16 protein-coding genes are annotated in these 19,754 nt (G+C 74.0%); 10 read left to right on the top strand and 6 right to left on the bottom strand.

Annotated elements, in window-relative coordinates; translation table 11 throughout:
- Positions 1-31: 31 nt before the first annotated feature.
- Both ACGF3H_RS19860 and ACGF3H_RS19855 read left to right on the top strand, forming a co-directional pair.
- Positions 32-1,117: a tyrosine-protein phosphatase gene (locus ACGF3H_RS19860; RefSeq protein ID WP_362499625.1), complete on the top strand. Its 1,086-nt coding sequence runs from the start codon at positions 32-34 to the stop codon at positions 1,115-1,117.
- A gap of 29 nt (positions 1,118-1,146) precedes the next feature.
- Entirely contained in the window at positions 1,147-1,659 is a 513-nt protein-coding gene (locus ACGF3H_RS19855) for a DUF2165 domain-containing protein (protein ID WP_362499627.1), read from the top strand.
- On the opposite strand, the gene ACGF3H_RS19850 is transcribed toward ACGF3H_RS19855, so the two are convergent.
- Positions 1,643-2,203: a hypothetical protein gene (locus tag ACGF3H_RS19850; RefSeq protein WP_362499629.1), complete on the bottom strand. Its 561-nt coding sequence runs from the start codon at positions 2,201-2,203 to the stop codon at positions 1,643-1,645. The two genes, ACGF3H_RS19855 and ACGF3H_RS19850, sit on opposite strands and share 17 nt — an antisense overlap.
- 89 nt (positions 2,204-2,292) lie before the next feature.
- On the bottom strand, positions 2,293-4,905 hold the full coding sequence (locus ACGF3H_RS19845; protein ID WP_362499630.1) for a bifunctional FO biosynthesis protein CofGH: 2,613 nt from the start codon (positions 4,903-4,905) through the stop codon (positions 2,293-2,295).
- Positions 4,906-5,090: 185 nt separating this feature from the next.
- On the opposite strand from ACGF3H_RS19845, the gene ACGF3H_RS19840 reads away from it, so the two are divergent.
- Positions 5,091-6,602 (top strand): CehA/McbA family metallohydrolase, encoded by a 1,512-nt coding sequence (locus tag ACGF3H_RS19840; RefSeq protein ID WP_362499632.1) that lies wholly within the window; start codon positions 5,091-5,093, stop codon positions 6,600-6,602.
- Here ACGF3H_RS19840 and ACGF3H_RS19835 read toward each other — a convergent pair.
- Entirely contained in the window at positions 6,571-7,401 is an 831-nt protein-coding gene (locus tag ACGF3H_RS19835) for an endonuclease/exonuclease/phosphatase family protein (RefSeq protein WP_362499654.1), read from the bottom strand. The genes ACGF3H_RS19840 and ACGF3H_RS19835 overlap by 32 nt on opposite strands.
- A 93-nt stretch (positions 7,402-7,494) precedes the next feature.
- On the opposite strand from ACGF3H_RS19835, the gene ACGF3H_RS19830 reads away from it, so the two are divergent.
- The 6 genes from ACGF3H_RS19830 to ACGF3H_RS19805 all read left to right on the top strand — a co-directional run bounded on the left by ACGF3H_RS19830 (position 7,495) and on the right by ACGF3H_RS19805 (position 14,737).
- A complete protein-coding gene (locus tag ACGF3H_RS19830; protein WP_362499633.1) occupies positions 7,495-7,905 on the top strand; it encodes a nitroreductase family deazaflavin-dependent oxidoreductase in 411 nt (136 codons plus the stop codon).
- 90 nt (positions 7,906-7,995) lie between these two features.
- Positions 7,996-10,962 carry a BTAD domain-containing putative transcriptional regulator gene (locus ACGF3H_RS19825; protein WP_362499635.1) on the top strand — a complete coding sequence of 989 codons (2,967 nt, stop codon included), beginning with the start codon at positions 7,996-7,998 and terminating at the stop codon, positions 10,960-10,962.
- Between the two features lie 189 nt (positions 10,963-11,151).
- A complete protein-coding gene (locus ACGF3H_RS19820; protein ID WP_362499637.1) occupies positions 11,152-11,337 on the top strand; it encodes a hypothetical protein in 186 nt (61 codons plus the stop codon).
- A 199-nt stretch (positions 11,338-11,536) separates the two neighbouring features.
- Positions 11,537-12,151: a toxin gene (locus ACGF3H_RS19815; protein ID WP_362499639.1), complete on the top strand. Its 615-nt coding sequence runs from the start codon at positions 11,537-11,539 to the stop codon at positions 12,149-12,151.
- The gene (locus tag ACGF3H_RS19810) at positions 12,151-13,344 is read left to right on the top strand and encodes an MAB_1171c family putative transporter (RefSeq protein ID WP_362499640.1); all 1,194 of its coding nucleotides are present in this window, start codon (positions 12,151-12,153) and stop codon (positions 13,342-13,344) included. The genes ACGF3H_RS19815 and ACGF3H_RS19810 overlap by 1 nt, the downstream gene beginning before the upstream one ends.
- Positions 13,337-14,737 (top strand): FAD-dependent oxidoreductase, encoded by a 1,401-nt coding sequence (locus tag ACGF3H_RS19805; protein WP_362499642.1) that lies wholly within the window; start codon positions 13,337-13,339, stop codon positions 14,735-14,737. The genes ACGF3H_RS19810 and ACGF3H_RS19805 overlap by 8 nt, the downstream gene beginning before the upstream one ends.
- A gap of 15 nt (positions 14,738-14,752) precedes the next feature.
- On the opposite strand, the gene ACGF3H_RS19800 is transcribed toward ACGF3H_RS19805, so the two are convergent.
- The 3 genes from ACGF3H_RS19800 to ACGF3H_RS19790 form a co-directional block, all read right to left on the bottom strand.
- Positions 14,753-15,322 (bottom strand): hypothetical protein, encoded by a 570-nt coding sequence (locus ACGF3H_RS19800; RefSeq protein WP_362499644.1) that lies wholly within the window; start codon positions 15,320-15,322, stop codon positions 14,753-14,755.
- A gap of 88 nt (positions 15,323-15,410) precedes the next feature.
- On the bottom strand, positions 15,411-17,810 hold the full coding sequence (locus ACGF3H_RS19795) for a serine/threonine-protein kinase (protein WP_362499646.1): 2,400 nt from the start codon (positions 17,808-17,810) through the stop codon (positions 15,411-15,413).
- A 200-nt stretch (positions 17,811-18,010) separates the two neighbouring features.
- The gene (locus tag ACGF3H_RS19790; protein WP_362499648.1) at positions 18,011-18,769 is read right to left on the bottom strand and encodes a VOC family protein; all 759 of its coding nucleotides are present in this window, start codon (positions 18,767-18,769) and stop codon (positions 18,011-18,013) included.
- Positions 18,770-18,891: 122 nt separating this feature from the next.
- On the opposite strand from ACGF3H_RS19790, the gene ACGF3H_RS19785 reads away from it, so the two are divergent.
- Positions 18,892-19,539, top strand: a complete 648-nt coding sequence (locus tag ACGF3H_RS19785) for a TetR family transcriptional regulator (RefSeq protein ID WP_362499650.1) — start codon at positions 18,892-18,894, stop codon at positions 19,537-19,539.
- Positions 19,540-19,754 lie beyond the last annotated feature (215 nt).

The raw sequence follows: 19,754 nt of genomic DNA, 5'->3' as shown, positions 1-19,754 counted from the left end.
GTGCCCGTCGGACCGCTGGACGATCCCGGCCATGACGAACAAGACACGTGTCAGCACGGCCTGTGCCCTGTCGGCCGCCGCGCTCCTCACCGGCGTCGCCGCTCCGGCCGCCACGGCCGCGCCCGCCGCACACCACCTCGCCCACCCCGGCCGGTCCGACCGGCAGATACCGTTCACGGCCGCCGAGGTGACCGCGCGGGACGACGGCACGTACGAGATCACCTGGAAGGCGCCCGGCGTGCGCAAGGTCGCCGTCCGGGCGAACGGCCGTACCGTCGCCACCGGCGGGTCCGCCGGCAAGGTCACCGTGTCCGGGCTGCCCGCCGCCGACCGGCAGTGGTTCGACCTGGTGCCCGACCGAGGGCAGCGGCTGCGGCTCGCCGACCGGCTGATCGAGCTGGAGGGCACGGTCAACTTCCGGGACGCGGGCGGCTACCGCACCGAGGACGGGCAGTGGGTGCGGATGGGCGCGGTGTACCGCACCGACTCCCTGGACAAGCTCACCGACGCCGACCTGGCCAAGCTGAAGCGGCTCGGCCTCTCCGTCGACTACGACCTGCGCACCGCCTCCGAGCGCTCGGCGGCCCCTGACCGCCTCCCCACGGGGGTCCGGTACGTCGTGGCGGACGTCCTCGGCGACTCCTCCCCCGTCTTCGCCATGCCGGCGACGGCCGCCGAGGCTGAGCAGATGATGATCGACGGCGAGAAGTCGATGGTCAGCTCGACCGGCGCCAGGTCCGCCTACTCCACCGTGTTCGCCGGCCTGGTCCGCGACGCCGACGGCACCCTCTACCACTGCACCGCGGGCAAGGACCGCACCGGCTGGGCGAGCGCCGCCCTGCTCACGGCGCTCGGTGTGCCGCGCGAGACGGTGATGAAGGACTACCTGGCCTCCAACGACTACCGCGCCGAGGCCAACGCCGCCGCCCTGGCCGCCATGCCCGCCGCTCAGGCCGCGGTGTACAAGCCGATGCTCGACGTCCGCCCCGCGTACCTGAACTCCGGCTTCGACGAGGTCGAGGAGGCGTACGGCTCCTTCGCATCGTACGAGCGCACGGCCCTCGGTCTGGACGGCCGGGAGCTGCGGACGCTGAAGGCGGAGCTGCTCGTCGGATGAGCGCCGGGCCCGTGGGTAATGAGGTGGGCATGACCACCACTACGGCCTCACGGGCCCTGTCGCCGGCCGCGGCCCTCCTCACCGGCACCGTCGCCCTCTACATGGCGCTGGTCGCCTTCGGAAACATCACCGATTTCGGGACGAACCAGGCGTTCGTCCAGCACGTGCTCGCCATGGACACCACGTTCAAGGACGACGACCTGATGTGGCGGGCCGTCACCAGCGAGGGACTGCAGAACGCGGCGTACGTGGCGATCATCGTCTGGGAGACGGTGGCCGCGCTCGTGCTCGTCGCCGGTACCTGGTTCTGGTTCCGGCGGGACGGTGCGAGGGCCCGCCGGATCTCCACCCTCGGCCTGCTGATGGTGATGCTGCTCTTCGGCGTCGGATTCATCGGCATCGGCGGGGAGTGGTTCGCGATGTGGCAGTCGGACACCTGGAACGGACTGGACGCGGCGACGCGGATCTTCCTGCTCAGCGGCGTCGTGCTGATCGTCACGCACCTGCCGCTGGACCGGGCCGGAGCTACCGGACGACCGTGACCTTCGTGCCGGCGGTCGCGAAGGCCCAGACGGCCTGGCCGTCCGCCTTGTGCAGCCGGATGCCGCCGGTCTTCGTCCCCGGGACGGGCGGCGGCGGCGAGGAGCCGTCGACCGCGTGGGAGAAGGCGACCGAGACGCCGTCCGCCAGGGCGAAGTAGACGATCTGCTCGATCCGCACGCCGTCGGAACCCGTCGTGGCGCCCTCGGTGCGGGTGCCGACCGTGTAGGCACCGGGGTCGGGGCCGACCGTGCCGGGCCACACGGTGAACGTCCGGCGCGAGGCGTCGCTCGCGTCGACCAGCCAGACGCGCTTCTGGCCGAGGGAGTAGACGATGCGCCGCCCGGTTCCGGAGCCCTCCGGGACCGGGGCCGGCGCCGTCTCCTTCGGCGCGGGCGAAGCCGTGGCCGACGGCTTCGGCTGCTCGGCGACGGTGGCGGTGGGGTGCGGGCCCCGGTCCGCCTGCACGGTCAGCACGCTGACCGCCGCTATCGCTCCCACGGTCAGACCGGAGACCCAGGCCCACGAGGGAAGTCGGGCAGGCACGGGCACGCATCTCCTCAGCTACGAGAACCCCGACACACCGGGGGTCCGATCATCGTACTGTGAGCGGCCCGTGCCTCGTTCCGGCGCCGTCAGTCCAGCACCGGCAGCAGCTCCGGCAGGTGCCCGTCCGAGGCCGCGGCCGCCCGCTGCCGCTCCTCGGGGACCTCGCCGTACAGCGTGGTGCGTGGCTTGGCGGGGCGGCCGGCCGCGTCCGCGACGGCGATCAGGTCCTTGACCGACTTGTAGGAGCCGTAGGACGAGCCCGCCATGCGGGAGATCGTCTCCTCCATGAGCGTGCCGCCGAGGTCGTTCGCGCCGGAGCGGAGCATCTCCGCCGCACCCTCCGTGCCGAGTTTCACCCAGCTCGTCTGGATGTTGGGGATGTGCGGGTGCAGGAGGAGACGGGCCATCGCGGTGACCGCCCGGTTGTCCCGCATGGTGGGTCCGGGCCGGGCGATGCCCGCCAGGTACACCGGCGCGTTCGTGTGGATGAAGGGCAGCGTCACGAACTCCGTGAAGCCGCCCGTGCGCTGCTGGATGCCGGCGAGGGTGCGCAGGTGGCCCAGCCAGTGGCGGGGCTGGTCGACGTGGCCGTACATCATCGTGGAGCTCGACCGGATGCCCAGTTCGTGGGCCGTCTCGATGACCTCGATCCACGTCGCCGCGGGCAGCTTTCCCTTGGTCAGGACCCAGCGGACCTCGTCGTCGAGGATCTCCGCCGCCGTGCCCGGGACGGAGTCGAGGCCCGCCTCCTTGGCCGCGGTCAGCCACTCGCGGATCGACATCCCGGTGCGGGTGGCGCCGTTGACGACCTCCATCGGCGAGAAGGCGTGCACGTGCATGCCGGGGACGCGGGCCTTCACCGCCTTCGCGATGTCGAAGTACGCGGTGCCGGGCAGGTCGGGGTGGATGCCGCCCTGCATGCAGACCTCGACCGCGCCGACCTCCCACGCCTGCTGGGCGCGGTCCGCGACCTGGTCGAGGGAGAGCGTGTACGCGTCGGCGTCCGTGCGGCGCTGGGCGAAGGCGCAGAAGCGGCAGCCGGTGTAGCAGACGTTGGTGAAGTTGATGTTCCGCGTGACGATGTACGTCACGTCGTCGCCCACCGCCGACCGGCGGACGTCGTCGGCCACCCGGCACAGGGCGTCCAGCGCCGGACCGTCGGCGTGCAGCAGGGCCAGCGCCTCGTCGTCCGTCAGCCTCGTCGGATCGTCGGCCGCCGTCGCCAGCGCCTGGCGCACGTCGGTGTCGATGCGCTCCGGGGCCATGCCGGGCGCCGCCGCCTCGCGCAGGGCGCCCCAGTCGCCGTACACCTCGTCGAAGTCGTCGCGGCGGTCCGAGGTACGGCCGTCGGTGTCGATGGTGCGGTGCAGGTCGGTGCGGCCGGACGCCTCGAAGACCTCCTCCGGCTCCTGCCACGGCCGGCCCTCCACCGTGGCGTCCTCGCGCGCGAGGCCGGTGTCAGGGTCGGCGAGCGCGCGGACGTGCGGCAGCAGGCGCGGGTCCAGCCAGGGCTCGCCTCGCCGGACGAACTCGGGGTAGACGCACAGCCGTTCGCGCAGTTCGAAGCCGGCCGTGCGGGACCTCTCCGCCAGCTCCTCGATCTGCGGCCAGGGGCGTTCGGGGTTGACGTGGTCGATGGTGAGCGGGGAGACGCCGCCCCAGTCGTCGACGCCGGCCCCGATCAGGCGCTCGTACTCCGCGTCCACCAGGTTGGGCGGGGCCTGGAGGCAGGCGGCGGGGCCCATGATGTGCCGGGCCACGGCCACGGTGGCGACCAGCTCGTCCAGCTCCGCGTCCGGCATGCCGCGCATCGCGGTGTCCGGCTTGGCGCGGAAGTTCTGGATGATCAGTTCCTGGATGCCGTGGTAGGCGCGGGAGACCTTGCGCAGCGCGAAGAGGGACTCGGCACGCTCCTCGTACGTCTCCCCGATGCCGATGAGCAGGCCCGAGGTGAAGGGGACCGAGGAACGGCCGGCGTCCTCCAGGACGCGCAGGCGGACCGCGGGCTCCTTGTCCGGGGAGCCGTGGTGGGGACCGCCGGGCTCGGACCACAGGCGGGTGGCGGTGGTCTCCAGCATCATGCCCATGGAGGGCGCGACGGGCTTGAGGCGCTGGAAGTCCGTCCAGGTCATGACGCCCGGGTTGAGGTGGGGCAGCAGTCCCGTCTCCTCCAGGATGCGGACGGAGATCGCGCGGACGTAGGCGATCGTGTCGTCGTAGCCGTGCGCGTCGAGCCACTCGCGGGCCTCGGGCCAGCGGTCCTCGGGCTTGTCGCCGAGGGTGATCAGCGCTTCCTTGCAGCCGAGGGCGGCTCCCTTGCGGGCGACGTCCAGCACCTCGTCCGGCGACATGAACATCCCGTGCCCCTCGCGGCGCAGCTTGCCGGGGACGGTGACGAAGGTGCAGTAGTGGCACTTGTCCCGGCACAGCCGGGTCAGGGGGATGAAGACGCTCTTGGAGTACGTGATGACACCGGGGCGCCCGGCCGCCTCCAGGCCCGCGTCCCGGACCCGGGCGGCGGACGCGGTGAGGGCGTCGAGGTGCTCGCCGCGGGCCTGGAGCAGCACCGCGGCCTCGGAGACGTCGAGGGCGACACCGTCCCGGGCGCGTTTGAGGGCGCGACGCATGGAGTTCTCGGTGGGACCGGTCGCACCGGCTCGGTCGGCGGGTCCGGTTCCGGAGGTCGCGGAAGTCGTCATCCTTCGAGCATACGAGCGGCATGATCGGACGCGGCGCGCGTGCCGCTCCCCCACCGGCCGGTTTCCGGCCCTCCATCCGCCGACCCCCTTTCCTTGCACGGGAGTTCACGGCTCAATACGAGAGTTGCACGCACCACCCCCGCACCACCCGTGCCATGTCACCCACGACACCTGGGGAGAGCAGCATGTGCGAGGACGACCACGCCGGGATCGGCAGACGCGCGGTGTTCGTGACGGGAGCCGCCGCCGCGCTTACGTTGGGGACCGTGAGCTTCGCTTCGGCAGCGGGCGGCCCGGGCCCGCGGACCAGAACGGTACGCGGCACCCTTCCTCCCGGTTCGCCCGACTTCGTGTACGTCCCGGTCGAAGTCCCGCCGGGCGTGCGGGAGCTCAGGGTCTCCTACACCTACGACCGGCCCGCCGTCCCCGCCGGGACCCCGGGCAACGCCCTCGACATCGGCGTCTTCGACGAGCGCGGCACCGAACTCGGCGGCCGGGGCTTCCGGGGCTGGTCCGGCGGGGCCCGCACGGAGTTCTTCGTCCGCGCGGACGACGCCACGCCCGGCTATCTCCCGGGGCCCGTGCGGCCGGGCACCTGGCACATCGCGCTCGGCCCGTACACGGTCGCGCCGCAGGGCCTGTCCTACGAGCTGACCGTCACACTGACGTTCGGGGAGCCGGGCGAGACCGCACGGCCCGTGTTCCCGCCGTCCCGCGCCAAGGGGCGGGGACGCGCCTGGTACCGGGGCGACTGCCACCTGCACTCCGTGCACTCCGACGGGCGCCGCACCCCCGCCGAGATCGCGGCGCTCGCGCGGGCGGCGGGGCTCGACTTCATCAACTCCTCCGAGCACAACACGCACTCCGCGCACGCGCACTGGGCGGACCTGGCCGGCGACGACCTGCTGATCATGCTGGGCGAGGAGGTGACCACCCGGAACGGACACGTGGTCGCCCTCGGCACCGACCCCGGCACCTTCGTCGACTGGCGCTACCGGGCCCGCGACAACCGCTTCGGCCGGTTCGCGCGGCAGATCCGCCGCGCCGGCGGCCTGGTCGTCCCGGCCCACCCGCACGCCACCTGCATCGGCTGCAACTGGAAGTTCGGCTTCGGGGAGGCCGACGCGGTCGAGGTGTGGAACGGGCCCTGGACGCCCGACGACGAGGTGGCACTGGCCGACTGGGACGGCACGCTGGTCGCCTCGGTGCGCGACGGCCGTGACTGGATCCCGGCCATGGGCAACAGCGACTCCCACCGGGACCCGGACGTCATCGGGCTCCCGCAGACCGTCGTCCTCGCCGACGACCTGACCCGGGAGGCCATCCAGGAGGGCATCCGGGCCGGGCGGTCGTACATCGCCGAGTCGGCGAAGCCGACGCTCGCCCTCACGGCGTCGGGCGGCCGCGGCGAGCACGCCGGCATCGGCGGACGGCTCCCCGTCGGCCCGGACACCCCGGTCACCGTCCGCCTGGAGGTGTCGGGCGCCCCGCGCTGCACGGTCCGGTTCGTCACGGACCAGGGGGTGCTGTTCACCAGCGCCCCGCTGCCGGTGTCCGGCGCGGGCACCGTGGAGTGGCGGACGACGGCCTCCTACGCGGCGTACGTACGGGCGGAGCTGCGGCACGAGGCGGCCGCGGGCCCCCTGCCCGGGGCGCCGGCGGCGCTCACCAACCCGGTGTTCCTGGGCCGGCGGTAGCCGCCCTGCCGTCGTCGAGGTCGGCGACGACCGCAGCGTGGTCGGAGGGCCAGACGCCGGCCACGGGGCCCGCGCCCGCGCGGCGCACGGTGCGGACCGAGCCCAGTCCGCCGGGGCCGGGCGGGCCGACGTGGACGTAGTCGATGCGGATGCTCGGCTCGCCGTCGGCGTGGGACACGTAGGGGTTGGCCGTGTCCCAGGTGCCGCCCGGCTCGGCGGGGCCGGCGTGGTCCCAGGCGTCGCGCAGGGGCACGGTGCGCAGGAGCCGCACCTCCTCGGTGTCCGGGCGGGCGTTGAAGTCACCGGTGACGACGGGCGGGTGGGCGGTGCCGTGCCGGTGCTCGGCGACGAAGCCGGCGAGGGCGGCCACCTGGTCGCGGCGCACTCCCGCGGCACGGGACGCGGAGGTCAGGTGGGTGGTGAAGAACGGGATGCGGTGAGCGGGTGCGTCGAGGCGGGCGTGGAGGGCGAGCCGTCCGTCGTCCAGGTCGCCGGGGACGGGCAGGCGCAGCACGGCCCGCTCCACGACGGGCCAGCGGCTGAGCACCGCGGTGCCGATGCCGACGGTGTCGTCGCCGATGCGGCGCTGCCAGGGGCCGGGCACGGGCGAGGGCTCCCAGGCGCAGTGCAGGCCGAGCTCGCCGGCCAGCCACTCGGCGAGGTTCTCCTCCTCGGTGGCCCACACCTCCTGGAGTCCGACGACGTCGGGCTCCAGGTCGCGCAAGACGGCGAGGATCGCCTTCCGCCGGTCGGCCCACGGGCCGAACCTCCACCACAGGTTCCAGGTCACGACCCGCACGCCCGCACCGCCCGTCTCTCCGTCCGTCCGCACCTTCCCCTTCAGGTTTTCCAGGGAACATGGAGGCACACGAGACGGGAGCGTGAACGAACGATGTCGTCCTACGCCGAGACCAAGTACCGGGCCGTCACGGCCTTCCAGCGCCGGCTCAACGCGGTCGCGCGCCGGCTTCCGGCCCAGACGCTGCTGGAGACCACCGGCCGTGTCTCCGGCCTTCCCCGCCGTACGCCCGTCGGGGGACGCCGGGTCGGGGACTCCTTCTGGCTGGTGTCGGAGTTCGGTGAGCGGGCGCAGTACATCCGCAACATCCGGGCCGATCCGCGGGTACGGGTGCGCATCCGGGGCCGCTGGCACGCGGGGACGGCCCACCTGCTCCCCGACGACGATCCGGTCGCGCGCCTGCGCCGCCTGCCCCGCTTCAACAGCCTGGCCGTGCGGGCGATGGGCGTCGGGACGGGGCTGCTGACGGTGCGGGTGGACCTGGAGGAGGCAGGGAGCAGGTGAGGAACCTGTGATCGGCGTCTCCCACGGCTGACGAGGTCGGCATGAACAAGGCAAACTGACCTGGTTGCTCAGGATGTCTAGGGGGACGGCATGGACGGTGGACCGCGGGTTCCGGAGCAACGGCTGCCCGGACCCCCGGCGCAGCCGGAGCAGTCGGCCGCGCTGCGCTTCGGCGTGCTCGGTCCGGTGCGCGCCTGGCGCGGCGACGAACCGCTGGCCACCGGCTCCCCGCAGCAACGCGCCCTGCTGGCCGCCCTGCTGCTGCGCGAGGGCCGCACGGCCACCGCGGCCGAGCTGATCGACGCCCTGTGGGGCGAGGAACCGCCGTCGCAGGCCCTGGCGGCGGTACGGACGTACGCGTCCCGGCTGCGGAAGGTGCTGGACCCCGGTGTGCTGGTGAGCGAGTCGGGCGGCTACGCCGTGCGCGGGCTGGACAGCGGGGCCCTGGACCTGACGCTCGCCCAGGACCTGGCCGCCGGGGCGGAGAAGGCGCGGGCCGCCGGCGACCTGTGCGGTGCGCGTGACGTGCTGAGCCGTGCGCTGGCGCTGTGGGACGGCGAGGCACTGGCCGCCGTCCCGGGTCCGTACGCGCAGGCGCAGCGGGTCCGGCTGGAGGAGTGGCGGCTGCAACTCCTGGAGACCCGACTGGACATGGATCTGGAGCAGGGCTGCCACGCGGAGGCCGTCTCGGAACTGACCGCGCTGACCGCCGCGCACCCGCTGCGCGAGCGGCTGCGGGAGCTCCTCATGCTCGCCCTGTACCGCAGCGGGCGGCAGGCCGAGGCGCTGGCCGTCTACGCGGACACGCGCCGCCTGCTCGCCGACGAGCTGGGTGTCGACCCGCGGCCCGGCCTGCGGGAACTGCAACAGCGCATCCTCCAGGCCGACCCGGCCCTGGCGGAACCGCCCGCGCCGGCCGCGGAGTCGGCCCCGGCCCTGGTCCGTCCGGCGCAACTGCCCGCCACGGTGCCGGACTTCACGGGACGCGCGTCCCTCGTGCGGGAGCTGAGCGAGGTGCTGGGCTCGGCGTCCGGCACCGACGGGCGGGTGATGGCCGTCTCCGCGCTCGCGGGCATCGGCGGCGTCGGCAAGACGACCCTCGCCGTGCACGTCGCCCACCAGGCGCGGACCGCCTTCCCCGACGGGCAGCTGTACGTCGACCTCCAGGGCGCGGGGGCGCGGGCGGCGGAACCGGAGACGGTGCTGGGCGCCTTCCTGCGCGCCCTGGGCACGGCCGACTCGGCCGTCCCGGACACCCTGGAGGAGCGCGCGGCCCTCTACCGTTCCGTCCTGGACGGCCGCCGCGTCCTCGTCCTGCTGGACAACGCCCGCGACGCCGCGCAGGTACGCCCGCTGCTGCCCGGCACGGACGGCTGCGCGGCGCTGGTGACGTCGCGGGTGCGGATGGTGGACCTCGCCGGTGCGCACCTGGTCGACCTGGACGTGATGTCCCCGGAGGAGGCGCTGGCGCTCTTCACGAGGATCGTGGGCGAGGAGCGGGTCGCCTCGGAGCGGGAAGCGGCCCTGGACGTGGTCGCGGCCTGCGGTTTCCTGCCGCTGGCCATCCGCATCGCGGCGTCCCGTCTCGCGGCCCGCCGCACGTGGACGGTGTCCGTCCTCGCCGCGAAGCTGGCGGACGAGCGACGCCGGCTGGACGAGCTGCAGGCCGGTGACCTGGCGGTCAAGGCCACGTTCGAGCTGGGCTACGGGCAGCTGGAGCCGGCCCAGGCCCGTGCCTTCCGCCTGCTGGGCCTGGCGGACGGCCCGGACATCTCCCTCGCAGCGGCGGCGGCGCTGCTGGACCTCCCGGCGGAGGACACGGAGGACCTGCTGGAGTCCCTGGTGGACACGTCCTTGCTGGAGTCGGCGGCACCGGGTCGCTACCGCTTCCACGACCTGGTCCGCCTCTACGCGCGTGCGTGCGCGGAACGCGACGAGCACCCGCCGGGCGAGCGGTCGGCCGCACTGTCCCGGCTGCTGGACTTCTACCTGGCCACGGCGGCGGAGGTGTACGCGATCGAACGGCCGGGGGACCGGCTCGTGGACGGACTGGAGCCGACCGAGTACCCGGGGCTGGCGTTCTCCGAGGGCTCGGCGGCGCTGGACTGGCTGTACAGCGAGGCGGCACCGCTGCTCGCGAGCGTGCGGCAGGCCGCCGGGACGGAGCGGCTGCGGCGAGCGGTCGACCTGCTGTGGGCCGCCAAGGACCTGACGGAGTCGGGAGCCGACTCCCACCAGTACGAGACGACGGCCCGCGCGATGTGCGACGCCACCGGAGCGGGCGGGGACCCGCGTGCCGAGGGCAGGGCGCGCACGACGCTCACCAACGTGCTCCTGGTCTCCGGGCGCATTCAGCAGGCCGCAGAGCAGGCGGAGCTGGCCATGGCGCTCGCGGAGTCCGCGCGGGACACCACCGCCGTCAGCTGGGTCGCCAACGACCGGGGCCTCATCTCGCTGCACCAGGGCCGGTACGCGGACGGGCGGACCTTCCTGAAGCAGGCCATCGCCGGATACCGGGCAGCCGACAACCGGGCCGGCGAAGCGCTCAGCCTCTGCAACCTCTCCCGTGCGCACCTGGGTATGGGCGACACCGACAAGGCGGTGGCCATCGCGCACCGAGGGCTCACCGCCCAGCTCGACATCGGCCGGACCATGAGGCTCGCCAACGGGCACTTCACCCTGGGCATGGCGCTGACCGGAGCCGGCCGGCACACGGAGGCTCTCGGCCAGTTCTCCGACGCGTTGCGCATCTTCGAGGACCACCGGCAGCGGCTGTGGCAGGGCACGACCAACTTCCGCATCGCGCAGGTCCACTTGGCGGCGCGTTCGCCTGCCCAGGCGGCGCAGCACGCCGAACAGGCACTGGCCCTGGGGTGCATCGGCGGTGACCGGATACGGGGAAGCGTGCTGACGCTCCTCGGGCGCGCCCTCGCCGCGCTCGGCCAGGCGGACCGGGCCAGAGCCTGCTGGCGGGACGCCCTCGGCCTGCTCGCCCAGTGCGGCGCACCGGAGGCGGACGAGGCGCGGGCGCTGCTCTCCCCGGCCTCGGCCGCCTGAGGGCGTTCAGCGTTCGTTTATCTCCCCCGTGCACTCTTCTTCCTGTCACACCGTCGCGTCGGGGGGCAGGCGGTCTGACCAGGAGCCGGGCCAGTATCGTGCGGCTCCGGACGCCCGTCCGGCAGCCCGCGGGGGAGCTACCGGACGGGCGTTCCCCACCAGCCGTCACCGCAGCGAAGGACACAGGCCATGAGCGACATCAAGAAGGACGCGGAAGCCACCACGCAGGACAACGCGATGCCCGTGCCGCCGGCCAAGGACGAGGCCATCACCACGATGGACAACGCGATGCCCGTGCCGCCCGCGAAGGACGCCGTCACCACCATGGACAACGCGATGCCTGCCCCGCCCGCCCTGGACCTGGACGGCAAGTAGACCTTTTCCCGCACGGGGATCGGCCGCGGCGGCGCGGAGGGGGAGCCGCCGCGGCCGACGCATGTGAGGTGGCGGCCAGTTCCGGCCAAGCCCTGGCCTGAGTCGTTCGAAAGGGTCGAACGAGGGCTCGTGTGTCACTAGGGTCGCCCCGTCATGTCGGTGTACGTCGGTGATGTCCCCGGGAGGGAGGCCCCGGCCGGTGAGTCCACGAGCGATGAAGGCGCTGCTCCGTGCCCTCGGCAGGGAAGCCGCCCAGGACGTCGAGAGGCCCGGGGAGCCGGAGGCCGTCATGCGGGCCTTCTGCCGGGCCATGAGCGTGCGCTCGGGGCGGCCGGTGGAGCTGGTGTTCCGGGCGTTCCCGGCCGACATCCCGGTGTCGGGGCTACGGCTCGACCTCGGGGACCGGTCGCTCGTCGTGGTGGAGGAACGCACCGTCCCGGAGGCCCAGTTGGTGATTCTCGGGCACGAGCTGTGGCACGAGGAGCAGGGCGACTGCGGGCATCACGTCGCCGGGCTCGCCGACGCCTCCGCGCGCGCCGTGGCCTCCCCGCAGCAGGCGTCCGACGCGGTGCGGCGGGCGGCGGAGCAGATCCTCGCCGAGGCGGAGGTGCCGCGCGCCGCGCTGCTGGCCGTCGCGGCCCGCGACGAGTCGCCGAACGGGCACGAAGTGGCCGCCGAGACCTTCGGGTTGCTGTTCGGCCGCGAGGTGCGCACCTGGATGCACGGCCGGTACGCCGAGGGTCCGGTCTCCCCGGCGACCGTGGAGGGCCGCATGAACCTGTCGCTGACCAACCGCGGCGGGCGCCTGCTCTGATGGGCCGGCACCTCCACATCCCCTACGCGCTGCCCACCGTCCTGCTCGCCCTCGCCGTCCTGCTCAAGCTGCCGACCTTCGTCCGGGCCTGGCGCAACCCCGAGGTGCGGGCGACGACCGTGCTGCTGGTGTGCGCTACGTGCGTGCTCGTCGTCGTCACCCCCGTCAACATCGAGCGCCTCAACGCGTGGACGGGCATCCCCAACTTCGCCTCGCCCTGGGCGTACTCGTTCCTGACCGCGTCCGGAGCGACCGGGCTGACCATGATCACGCGGTGGCGGGAGCCGCCGTCGGAGCGGCGCAGGCGCGGCATCCGCCGCATCCACTGGGCGTACGGCGGGGTCGTGGCCGGCCTGTGGGTGACCTTCTTCCTGGCCAGCGTGCCGGAGCCACGCGTGTACGACCTCGACACCTACTACGCCGGCACCCCGTGGATGCGCGAGCACATCCTGCTCTACCTGGGTGCGCACGCGGTCACCGGCATCGTCGCCACGCGGATGCTGCGGCAGTGGTCGCCGACCGTGACCGACCGCTGGGTGAAGTCGGGGGTCGTCTTCCTGCTGCTCGGCTTCGCCGCCGGGCTGGTCTTCGACGCGGCGAAACTGGTCGCGGTGGCGGCCCGGTGGTGCGGGGCGGACTGGGACGTCCTCAGCACGGGGGTCGCGCCGCCGTTCGCGCTGCTGCAGGCCTCGCTGGTCGCCGTCGGGTTCATCGTCCCGCAGGCCGGGCCCGCGCTGCGCAACGCGGTGCGCGACCAGCGGGAGTACCTGCGGCTGCGGCCGCTGTGGCGGGCGCTGCGGGTGCTCGCGCCGGCGGCGGCACCGGCCCGCTTCGGGTTCTGGGCGCCGCTGGACCTGCGGGTCATGCAGCGCCAGCAGCGCATCCACGACGCGCTGCGGCTGCTGGCCCCGCACTTCCGCCACGACGTCCACGAACGGGCCCTCGCCGCGGCGCGGGCCGCCCACGGCGACGCGCGGGCCCGCGACCTCGCCGGTGCCGTCGCGCTGCGCGACGCCATCGACGCCTACGCGGCCGGTGTCCCGGCGCCCGCGACCGGGCGCCCGCCGGGCATCGGCACCGACATCAGCGACCACATCGGCACCATCTCACTCGCCCTGTACCGACGGCGTGCCCTCGCCGCCCTCGGCCGCCGGGTGACCAGCACAGAAAGCGGCCTCGACACCCATGCCTAGCAATCCCGCCGCCCACCGGCCACGCGCCGTCGTCCTCGGCGCCGGCGCGGCGGGCCTCTTCGCCGCCGCCGCGCTGACCGAGTTCGCGGACGTCACGGTCGTCGAGCGCGACGTCCTGCCCGGGGGGCCCGAACCGCGCCGGGGCGTCCCGCAGGCCCGGCACGCGCATCTGGTGTGGAGCGGCGGTGTGCGGGCCCTGCGCGAGCTGCTGCCCGGGCTCGTCGACGACGTGGTGTGCCGGGGCGGACGCCTGGTCCACATCATGGGCGACATGGTGTCCCGGGCCCCCAACGAGGTGTGGTTCCGCAGGTTCCTGGCGACCCACCACCGGAACCTGGTCTGCTCGCGGGACCTGCTCGACTCCGTCGTCCGCGACCACGTCCTCAAGAGCGAGCGGATCACCCTGCGCCAGGGCACCTCCGTCCTGGGCCTGGAGGGCGACGCCCGCCGCGTGGACGGGGTCCGCGTCCGGTCCGGCGACGGCGAGCACGTACTCGGCGCCGACCTCGTGGTGGACGCGACCGGGCGCGGCTCGCGCGCCCCGCAGTGGCTCGTCGACCTGGGCCTGCCCCGGGTCACCGAGCGGGAGGTCGACGCCGGCCTCACGTACGCCACCCGTGTGTACCGCGCCCCCGGCACCACCGCCGACGGCGCCTTCCCGCTGATCAACGTGCAGGCCAACCCGGCCAAGGCGCCGGGGCGGGGCGGCGTCATCCTGCCCGTGGAGGGCGACCGGTGGATCGTCACCCTGGGCGGCACGCGGGGCGGCGAGCCCGGCGCCGACCCGGACGCCTTCGTGCCGTTCGCGCTCGGCCTCGCCGATCCGGTCATCGGCGAGCTGCTGCGGGACGCCGAACCGCTCGGCGGCGTCACCGTCACCCGCAGCACCGCCAACCGGCGCCGCTACTTCGAGAAGCTCAGGCGCCGGCCCGACGGCTTCGTCGTCCTCGGTGACGCCGTCGCCGGCTACAACCCCGTCTACGGGCACGGCCTGACCGTCGCGGCGCAGGGCGCCCTCGCCGTCCGTGACGTGCTGCGCCACACCGCTCTGACGGCGCCCGGGACGGCCGGTGCCCTCCAGCGCGCCGCGGCCCGCCCGGTCTCCGGCGCCTGGAACCTGGCCGTCGGCCAGGACGCCTTCTACCCGGGCGCCGCCGACACACCGCCGACCGCGGTGGAACGGCTCCTGGCCCGCTACGTCGACCGGGCCGTCGCGACCGGCGCCCGCAGCCCGCGGGCCATGGGCGCCCTGCTCGACGTGATGGGCATGGAGCGGCCCCCGACCCGGCTCTTCTCGCTGGACATGCTGGTGCCGATGCTGTTCGGCCCGAGGAAGCCGCACCTGGACGCCCCGCCGATCACCGAGGCGGAGCGCCGGGCGGCCCGCTCGTGACCGCACGGTGCCGCGTCACGTGAGCGGCATGACCTCCTCCTCGTCCAGCTCGCAGTGGTCGACGGTCCGGCCGGGTGCGTCGACCGCGAGGCGTACGCGGGTCGCGGTGCCGGCGGGGACGGTGCTCTCCTGGCGGGCGTCGTCGATCGTGACGTCGCCGCCGTCCTTGAAGAACACGGTGACGGCGAAGGTGTACTCGCGGTCGTTCGGGTTGGTGACCTCGACCGTGGCGTACGGATCGTCCTCGGTCGCGCAGCTCACGAGTTCCACCGTGGCGGCCCGCTGGGCACTGCCGCCGCTGCCGCCGCCGCTGCCGCCGTCGGTGTCGTCGTCGTAGTCGGACCCGGAGTGGCCGTACCCGTAACCGCCGCTGGTGCCGCTGCCGTAGGAGTCGTCGTCCTTGTACACGTCGCCGTCCGACGAGGACGACGAACTGTCGTGGTCCTGGCTGCTGCTGCTGCAACCGCCCCCGTCACCGCCGCCGTGACCGTGGCCGTGGCCGCGGCCCGTCGAGAAACCGGTCAGGCTGAGCACCACCAGTGCCGAGATCGCCGTGTACCTGAAGGCCCGTCCCCGTGTCGTCATGGCCCCACGCTAACCAGCCGCTGTCACGGGCATGTCACTGCCCTGCCACGGCCGGGCACGCGGTGTGACCGTGCCGGGACGGACCGCGTCACGTCGTGCGGGCCGTCCCCGTGCCTTTCTCCGCGTCCAGCGCGTACACGCAGCGGTCCTTGCTGCAGGCGTACACGATGCCGTCCCGCACGACCGGGGAGCCGGTGATCTCGCCGCCCGTCGCCAGCTTCCAGCGCAGGCGGCCGTCGTCGGCCTTCAGCGTGTAGAGGAGGTGGTCGGTGGAGCCGAAGTGGATGCGGCCCTCGGCCACCGCGGGCGCGCCGACGATCTCGCCGCCCGCCTGGAAGCGCCACTTGGGCGTGCCCGTGACGGCGTCCAGGGTGTACAGGCCCTTGCCGCTGCCCACGTGGACGTGGCCGGCCGCCACCAGGACCGGGTCGGTCGAGGAACGGCCCTCGGTCGCGATGCGCCAGCGGTCGCGGCCGTCGGTGGCGTCGAGGGCGTACACCGTGCCGAGGTAGTCGGCCAGGTACACGCCGCCGCCGGTCACCGCGGGGCCGGGCACGAAGACCGGCGGGGACAGGAAGACCGCCGGGGCCTCGAAGTGCCAGCGGACGTGGCCGGAGGCGACCTCCAGCGCGAGGACGCGGGTGCCGGCCGCGACGTACACGTAGCCGTCGGGTGCCTGGGCCAGGCGCACCGGCACTCCGCCGCAGGACGCCGCGTCGCCGATCGGGTACGACCAGCGCTCGTCGCCGGTACGGGCGTCCAGGGCACGCAGCCGGGCGTCCTGCCAGACGTACACCGTGCCGTCGTGGACCGTGGCACCCGCCTCCGGGGACTCGAAGTCGGTCTGCGCCCCGGTGATCTCCCACAGCTTCTGGCCGCCCGAGGCCTCCCACGCCTGGACGCCGCCGCCGCGGGTGGCGGTGACGACCGTGCCCCGGTCGGCCTGCAGGGAGTAGACCCAGGCGTCCGTCTGGACGCGCCACAGGTCGGCGCCCTCCCGCGCGTCCAGGGCGAAGAGGGTCGGACCGTCCGAGGCGTGGATACGGCCGCCGGCGACCGCCATCGACCAGGCCACGTCCCGGGTCTTGAAGCGGCGGCGCCCGGTGGCCACGTCCAGGGCGTGCACCTCGAACGAGGTGACGTAGACCAGGTCCCCGTCGACGGACGGGGTGCCCCAGACGTCGTTGGACATGCGGAAGCGCCAGGGGCGCCAGCCGCTCGCCGCCGCATCGGGGGGCGTCGCGGGCGCGGCCGGTGCCGGTACGGCCGGGTCGGCGCCGTTGACGCCGGGGCGCGGCCGGGACCAGGAGGCGGCGAGGGCGGACTCCGGCGGGGGCGGGGCCACCGCGGCGGCGCGCATGTCGGCGACGCGGGGGCCGGGACCGATGGGCACCGGGGCGCCGGGCAGCCGGACCGGCCCGGTGTCCGGGGCGCCGACGGGCACGGGCACCGCGGGTCCGTGCGTGGGCGGCGCCGGGACGACGGGGTCGTGCGAGGGCGGGGGCGGCAGCGGGGGCGCCGGTACGCCCGGCCGGACACCGGCCGAGCCGCCGCTGCGCCCGCCGGCCGTCGCCGCGGGCCGCGTCGTGGTGCGGCCGCCGCGCCGCCCCTCGATCAGCCCCACCGCCCGCTCGGGCAGCCACGCCGACGCCGTACCGCTGTCGTCGGAGCCGGAGCCGAACAGGTGCGGGGCGAGCTGGGACTGGAGGTCGGCGGGGTTGGGGCGGGCCGTCGCCTCCATCTGCATGCAGGACTCGATGAGCGGACGCAGCTCGTCGGGGAGGCCCTCCAGGTCGGGGCCCTCGCGCAGCAGCATGAAGACCGTCTCGACCGGGTTGGCCCCGTGGAAGGGCGGGTGCCCGGTGGCGGCGAAGACCAGCATGGAACCGAGCGAGAACACGTCGCTGGCGCCGGTGACGCTGCGCGAGTCCTTCGCCTGCTCCGGGGACATGTACGCGGGGGTGCCGACGGCGACGTTCGTCATGGTCAGGCGGGTGTTCGAGACGCCGGAGGCGATACCGAAGTCGATCACCCGGGGGCCGTCCTCGACGACGAGGACGTTGGACGGCTTGAGGTCGCGGTGGACCAGCCCGGCGCCGTGGATCGACTGGAGCGCCTCCGCGACGCCCGCGGCCAGCCAGCGCACGGCCTGGGCCGGCAGCGGCCCGCACTCGTTCACTATTTCCTCGAGGGAGGGCGCGGGGACGTACGCGGTGGCCAGCCACGGCACGGCGGCCCGGGGGTCGGCGTCGACCACGGCCGCCGTGTAGAAGCCCGAGACCGCGCGGGCGGCCTCCACCTCGCGCGTGAAGCGGACGCGGAACAGCTGGTCCTCCGCGAGCTCCGTCCGCACCGTCTTGATCGCCACGCGCCGGCCGGACGCCGAGCGCGCCAGATAGACCAGCCCCATGCCGCCGGCGCCGAGCCGCCCCAGCACCTCGAACGGCCCGATCCGCCGCGGATCGTGCTGCGTCAGCTGATCCACCACTTGCCTGCCACCTCCCCGTACGAGCCGCGCCACCCACATATGTACGCGACCGACGTGCAGCGTCTCACCACCGCACCGCCGCGGCTGCACACACCCCGATTCTTCCTGTCCGGAGCGCTGGTGGCGAACCCCGGGACAATCGGGATGTCACGCCGCAATCCCGGGCGAACACCCACCCCGGTGCGGTGCCGCGGCGGCTTTCACCGCTGGAGCAGCGCGAACGACGCCCCCTGGCCGTCCGAGACCACGGCCACCCTCCCGTACGACGTCTCGAACGGCGGCACCCGCACCCGGCCGCCGAGCCGCGCCACCGTGCCGAGCGCGGTCTCGCAGTCCTCGACCCGGAAGTGCACGAGGAAGTGCGGCGGCATCTCGGCGGGGAAGACGTCGGTCACCGCGGCGCGGCCCACGTCGGGCGCGGCACCGGGGCCGAAGAGGGCGTCGTGGAACAGGTCGCTGTAGAAGGCGTTGGCGGCCTCGGTGTCGCTGGTGTACAGCTCGGCCCAGGCGAAGGTGCCCGGCTCGTGCCGCCTGCCGAAGCCGGCGAAGGCGGCCCCGCCGGCGCCGGGGGCCCGCTCCCACAGGGCGAAGACCGCGCCCTGGGGGTCGGCGACGAGTGCGCTCGTGCCCAGGCCGTCGACCGGCGCGGGCGGCGTGACGATCTGTCCGCCGGCGTCCCGGATCCGTCCGGCCAGCGCACCGGCGTCCCGGGTGGCGAAGTACACCGTCCACACGGTGGGCATCCGGCCGTCCGTCTTGGGCACCAGTGCGGCGACGGGCTCGCCGTCCAGCCGCGCCCGGTCGGCGCCGCCGGGCCCCGTCCCGTCGAAGGTCCACCCGAAGAGCTCGCCGTAGAAGCGCCGGCCCGCCGGGACGTCGGAGAGCTGTGCGTCCACCCAGCAGGGGACGCCTTCTGCGTACGCGGACGCCCTCTGGGCGGATGCACCGTTTTCGGCCATGCCGCCAACGTAACCGCGTCCCGCGCACCCCGCAGACCAGGCACAGCAGCCACTTCTCCCCCGCACACCCCATTTGCAGTCGGCCGAATCGCGCTCGGAACGCCCGTCGGTAAGCTGACGGCATGACAGGACAAGTGCGCACCGTCGACGGCCGCGTGGCCGGTCGACGCGGGCAGGCGACCCGGCAGAAACTGCTCGACTGCCTGGGCGACATGCTGAGCTCCTCCCCCTACCGGGACGTCAAGGTCATCGATGTCGCCCGGAAGGCAGGCACGTCGCCCGCGACCTTCTACCAGTACTTTCCGGACGTCGAGGGAGCCGTCCTGGAGATCGCCGAGCAGACGGTGGCCGAGAGTTCCGGCCTGGCCGAGCTGGCGGCGGAACGCTCGTGGGTCGGCAAGGCCGGCTGGCAGACGGCACAGGAACTGGTCGACGGGTTCCTGGAGTTCTGGCGGAAGAACGACGCGATCCTCCGGGTGGTCGACCTCGGCGCGGCGGAGGGCGACAAGCGGTTCTACAAGCTCCGGATGAAGATCCTCAACTCGGTGAACACGGCTCTCGCGGACTCCGTCGCCGAACTGCAGGCCAAGGGCAAGGTCGACAAGGACGTGAACCCGGCGGCGATCGCGGGTTCCCTGGTCACGATGCTCTCGGCCGTCGCCTCGCACCAGAAGGGCTTCACGTCCTGGGGCGTGAAGCAGGCCGAACTCAAGCCCAGTCTGGCCCTGTTGATGTACCTGGGCATCACCGGCAAGAAGCCCACGAAGTAACGCGCCCGACCGGTCACGCGGCACCTGTCATACCCGCCCGGTCCACCACGCCCCGCCCCGCGGACGCCCTCACCCACGTCGGTGACTCCCCGCCCCCCCCCCCCCCGCGCCTCCTTCCTGTCGGACGCCCGCCCGCCGCACTCGGCCCGAGGTACCGGGCTCCCAGCCGCCGTCGACCGTCCTCCCGGGGAACAACCGTCCGCCCGGCCGGTGTT

The organism is Streptomyces sp. NPDC048185 (genome assembly GCF_043202495.1).
In the GTDB taxonomy this organism is placed as follows: domain Bacteria; phylum Actinomycetota; class Actinomycetes; order Streptomycetales; family Streptomycetaceae; genus Streptomyces.
Note: the sequence above shows the minus strand (reverse complement) of the source record. Positions and strands in the feature narration are given on the sequence as shown.

Excerpts from the sequence above, each read along its gene's own strand:
- ACGF3H_RS19860 (WP_362499625.1), top strand. The coding sequence starts at position 32 with ATGACGAACAAGACACGTGTCAGCACGGCCTGTGCCCTGTCGGCCGCC.
- ACGF3H_RS19855 (WP_362499627.1), top strand. The coding sequence starts at position 1,147 with ATGACCACCACTACGGCCTCACGGGCCCTGTCGCCGGCCGCGGCCCTC.
- ACGF3H_RS19845 (WP_362499630.1), bottom strand. The coding sequence starts at position 4,905 with ATGACGACTTCCGCGACCTCCGGAACCGGACCCGCCGACCGAGCCGGT.
- ACGF3H_RS19840 (WP_362499632.1), top strand. The coding sequence starts at position 5,091 with ATGTGCGAGGACGACCACGCCGGGATCGGCAGACGCGCGGTGTTCGTG.
- ACGF3H_RS19830 (WP_362499633.1), top strand. The coding sequence starts at position 7,495 with ATGTCGTCCTACGCCGAGACCAAGTACCGGGCCGTCACGGCCTTCCAG.
- ACGF3H_RS19825 (WP_362499635.1), top strand. The coding sequence starts at position 7,996 with ATGGACGGTGGACCGCGGGTTCCGGAGCAACGGCTGCCCGGACCCCCG.
- ACGF3H_RS19820 (WP_362499637.1), top strand. The coding sequence starts at position 11,152 with ATGAGCGACATCAAGAAGGACGCGGAAGCCACCACGCAGGACAACGCG.
- ACGF3H_RS19810 (WP_362499640.1), top strand. The coding sequence starts at position 12,151 with ATGGGCCGGCACCTCCACATCCCCTACGCGCTGCCCACCGTCCTGCTC.
- ACGF3H_RS19805 (WP_362499642.1), top strand. The coding sequence starts at position 13,337 with ATGCCTAGCAATCCCGCCGCCCACCGGCCACGCGCCGTCGTCCTCGGC.
- ACGF3H_RS19800 (WP_362499644.1), bottom strand. The coding sequence starts at position 15,322 with ATGACGACACGGGGACGGGCCTTCAGGTACACGGCGATCTCGGCACTG.
- ACGF3H_RS19790 (WP_362499648.1), bottom strand. The coding sequence starts at position 18,769 with ATGGCCGAAAACGGTGCATCCGCCCAGAGGGCGTCCGCGTACGCAGAA.
- ACGF3H_RS19785 (WP_362499650.1), top strand. The coding sequence starts at position 18,892 with ATGACAGGACAAGTGCGCACCGTCGACGGCCGCGTGGCCGGTCGACGC.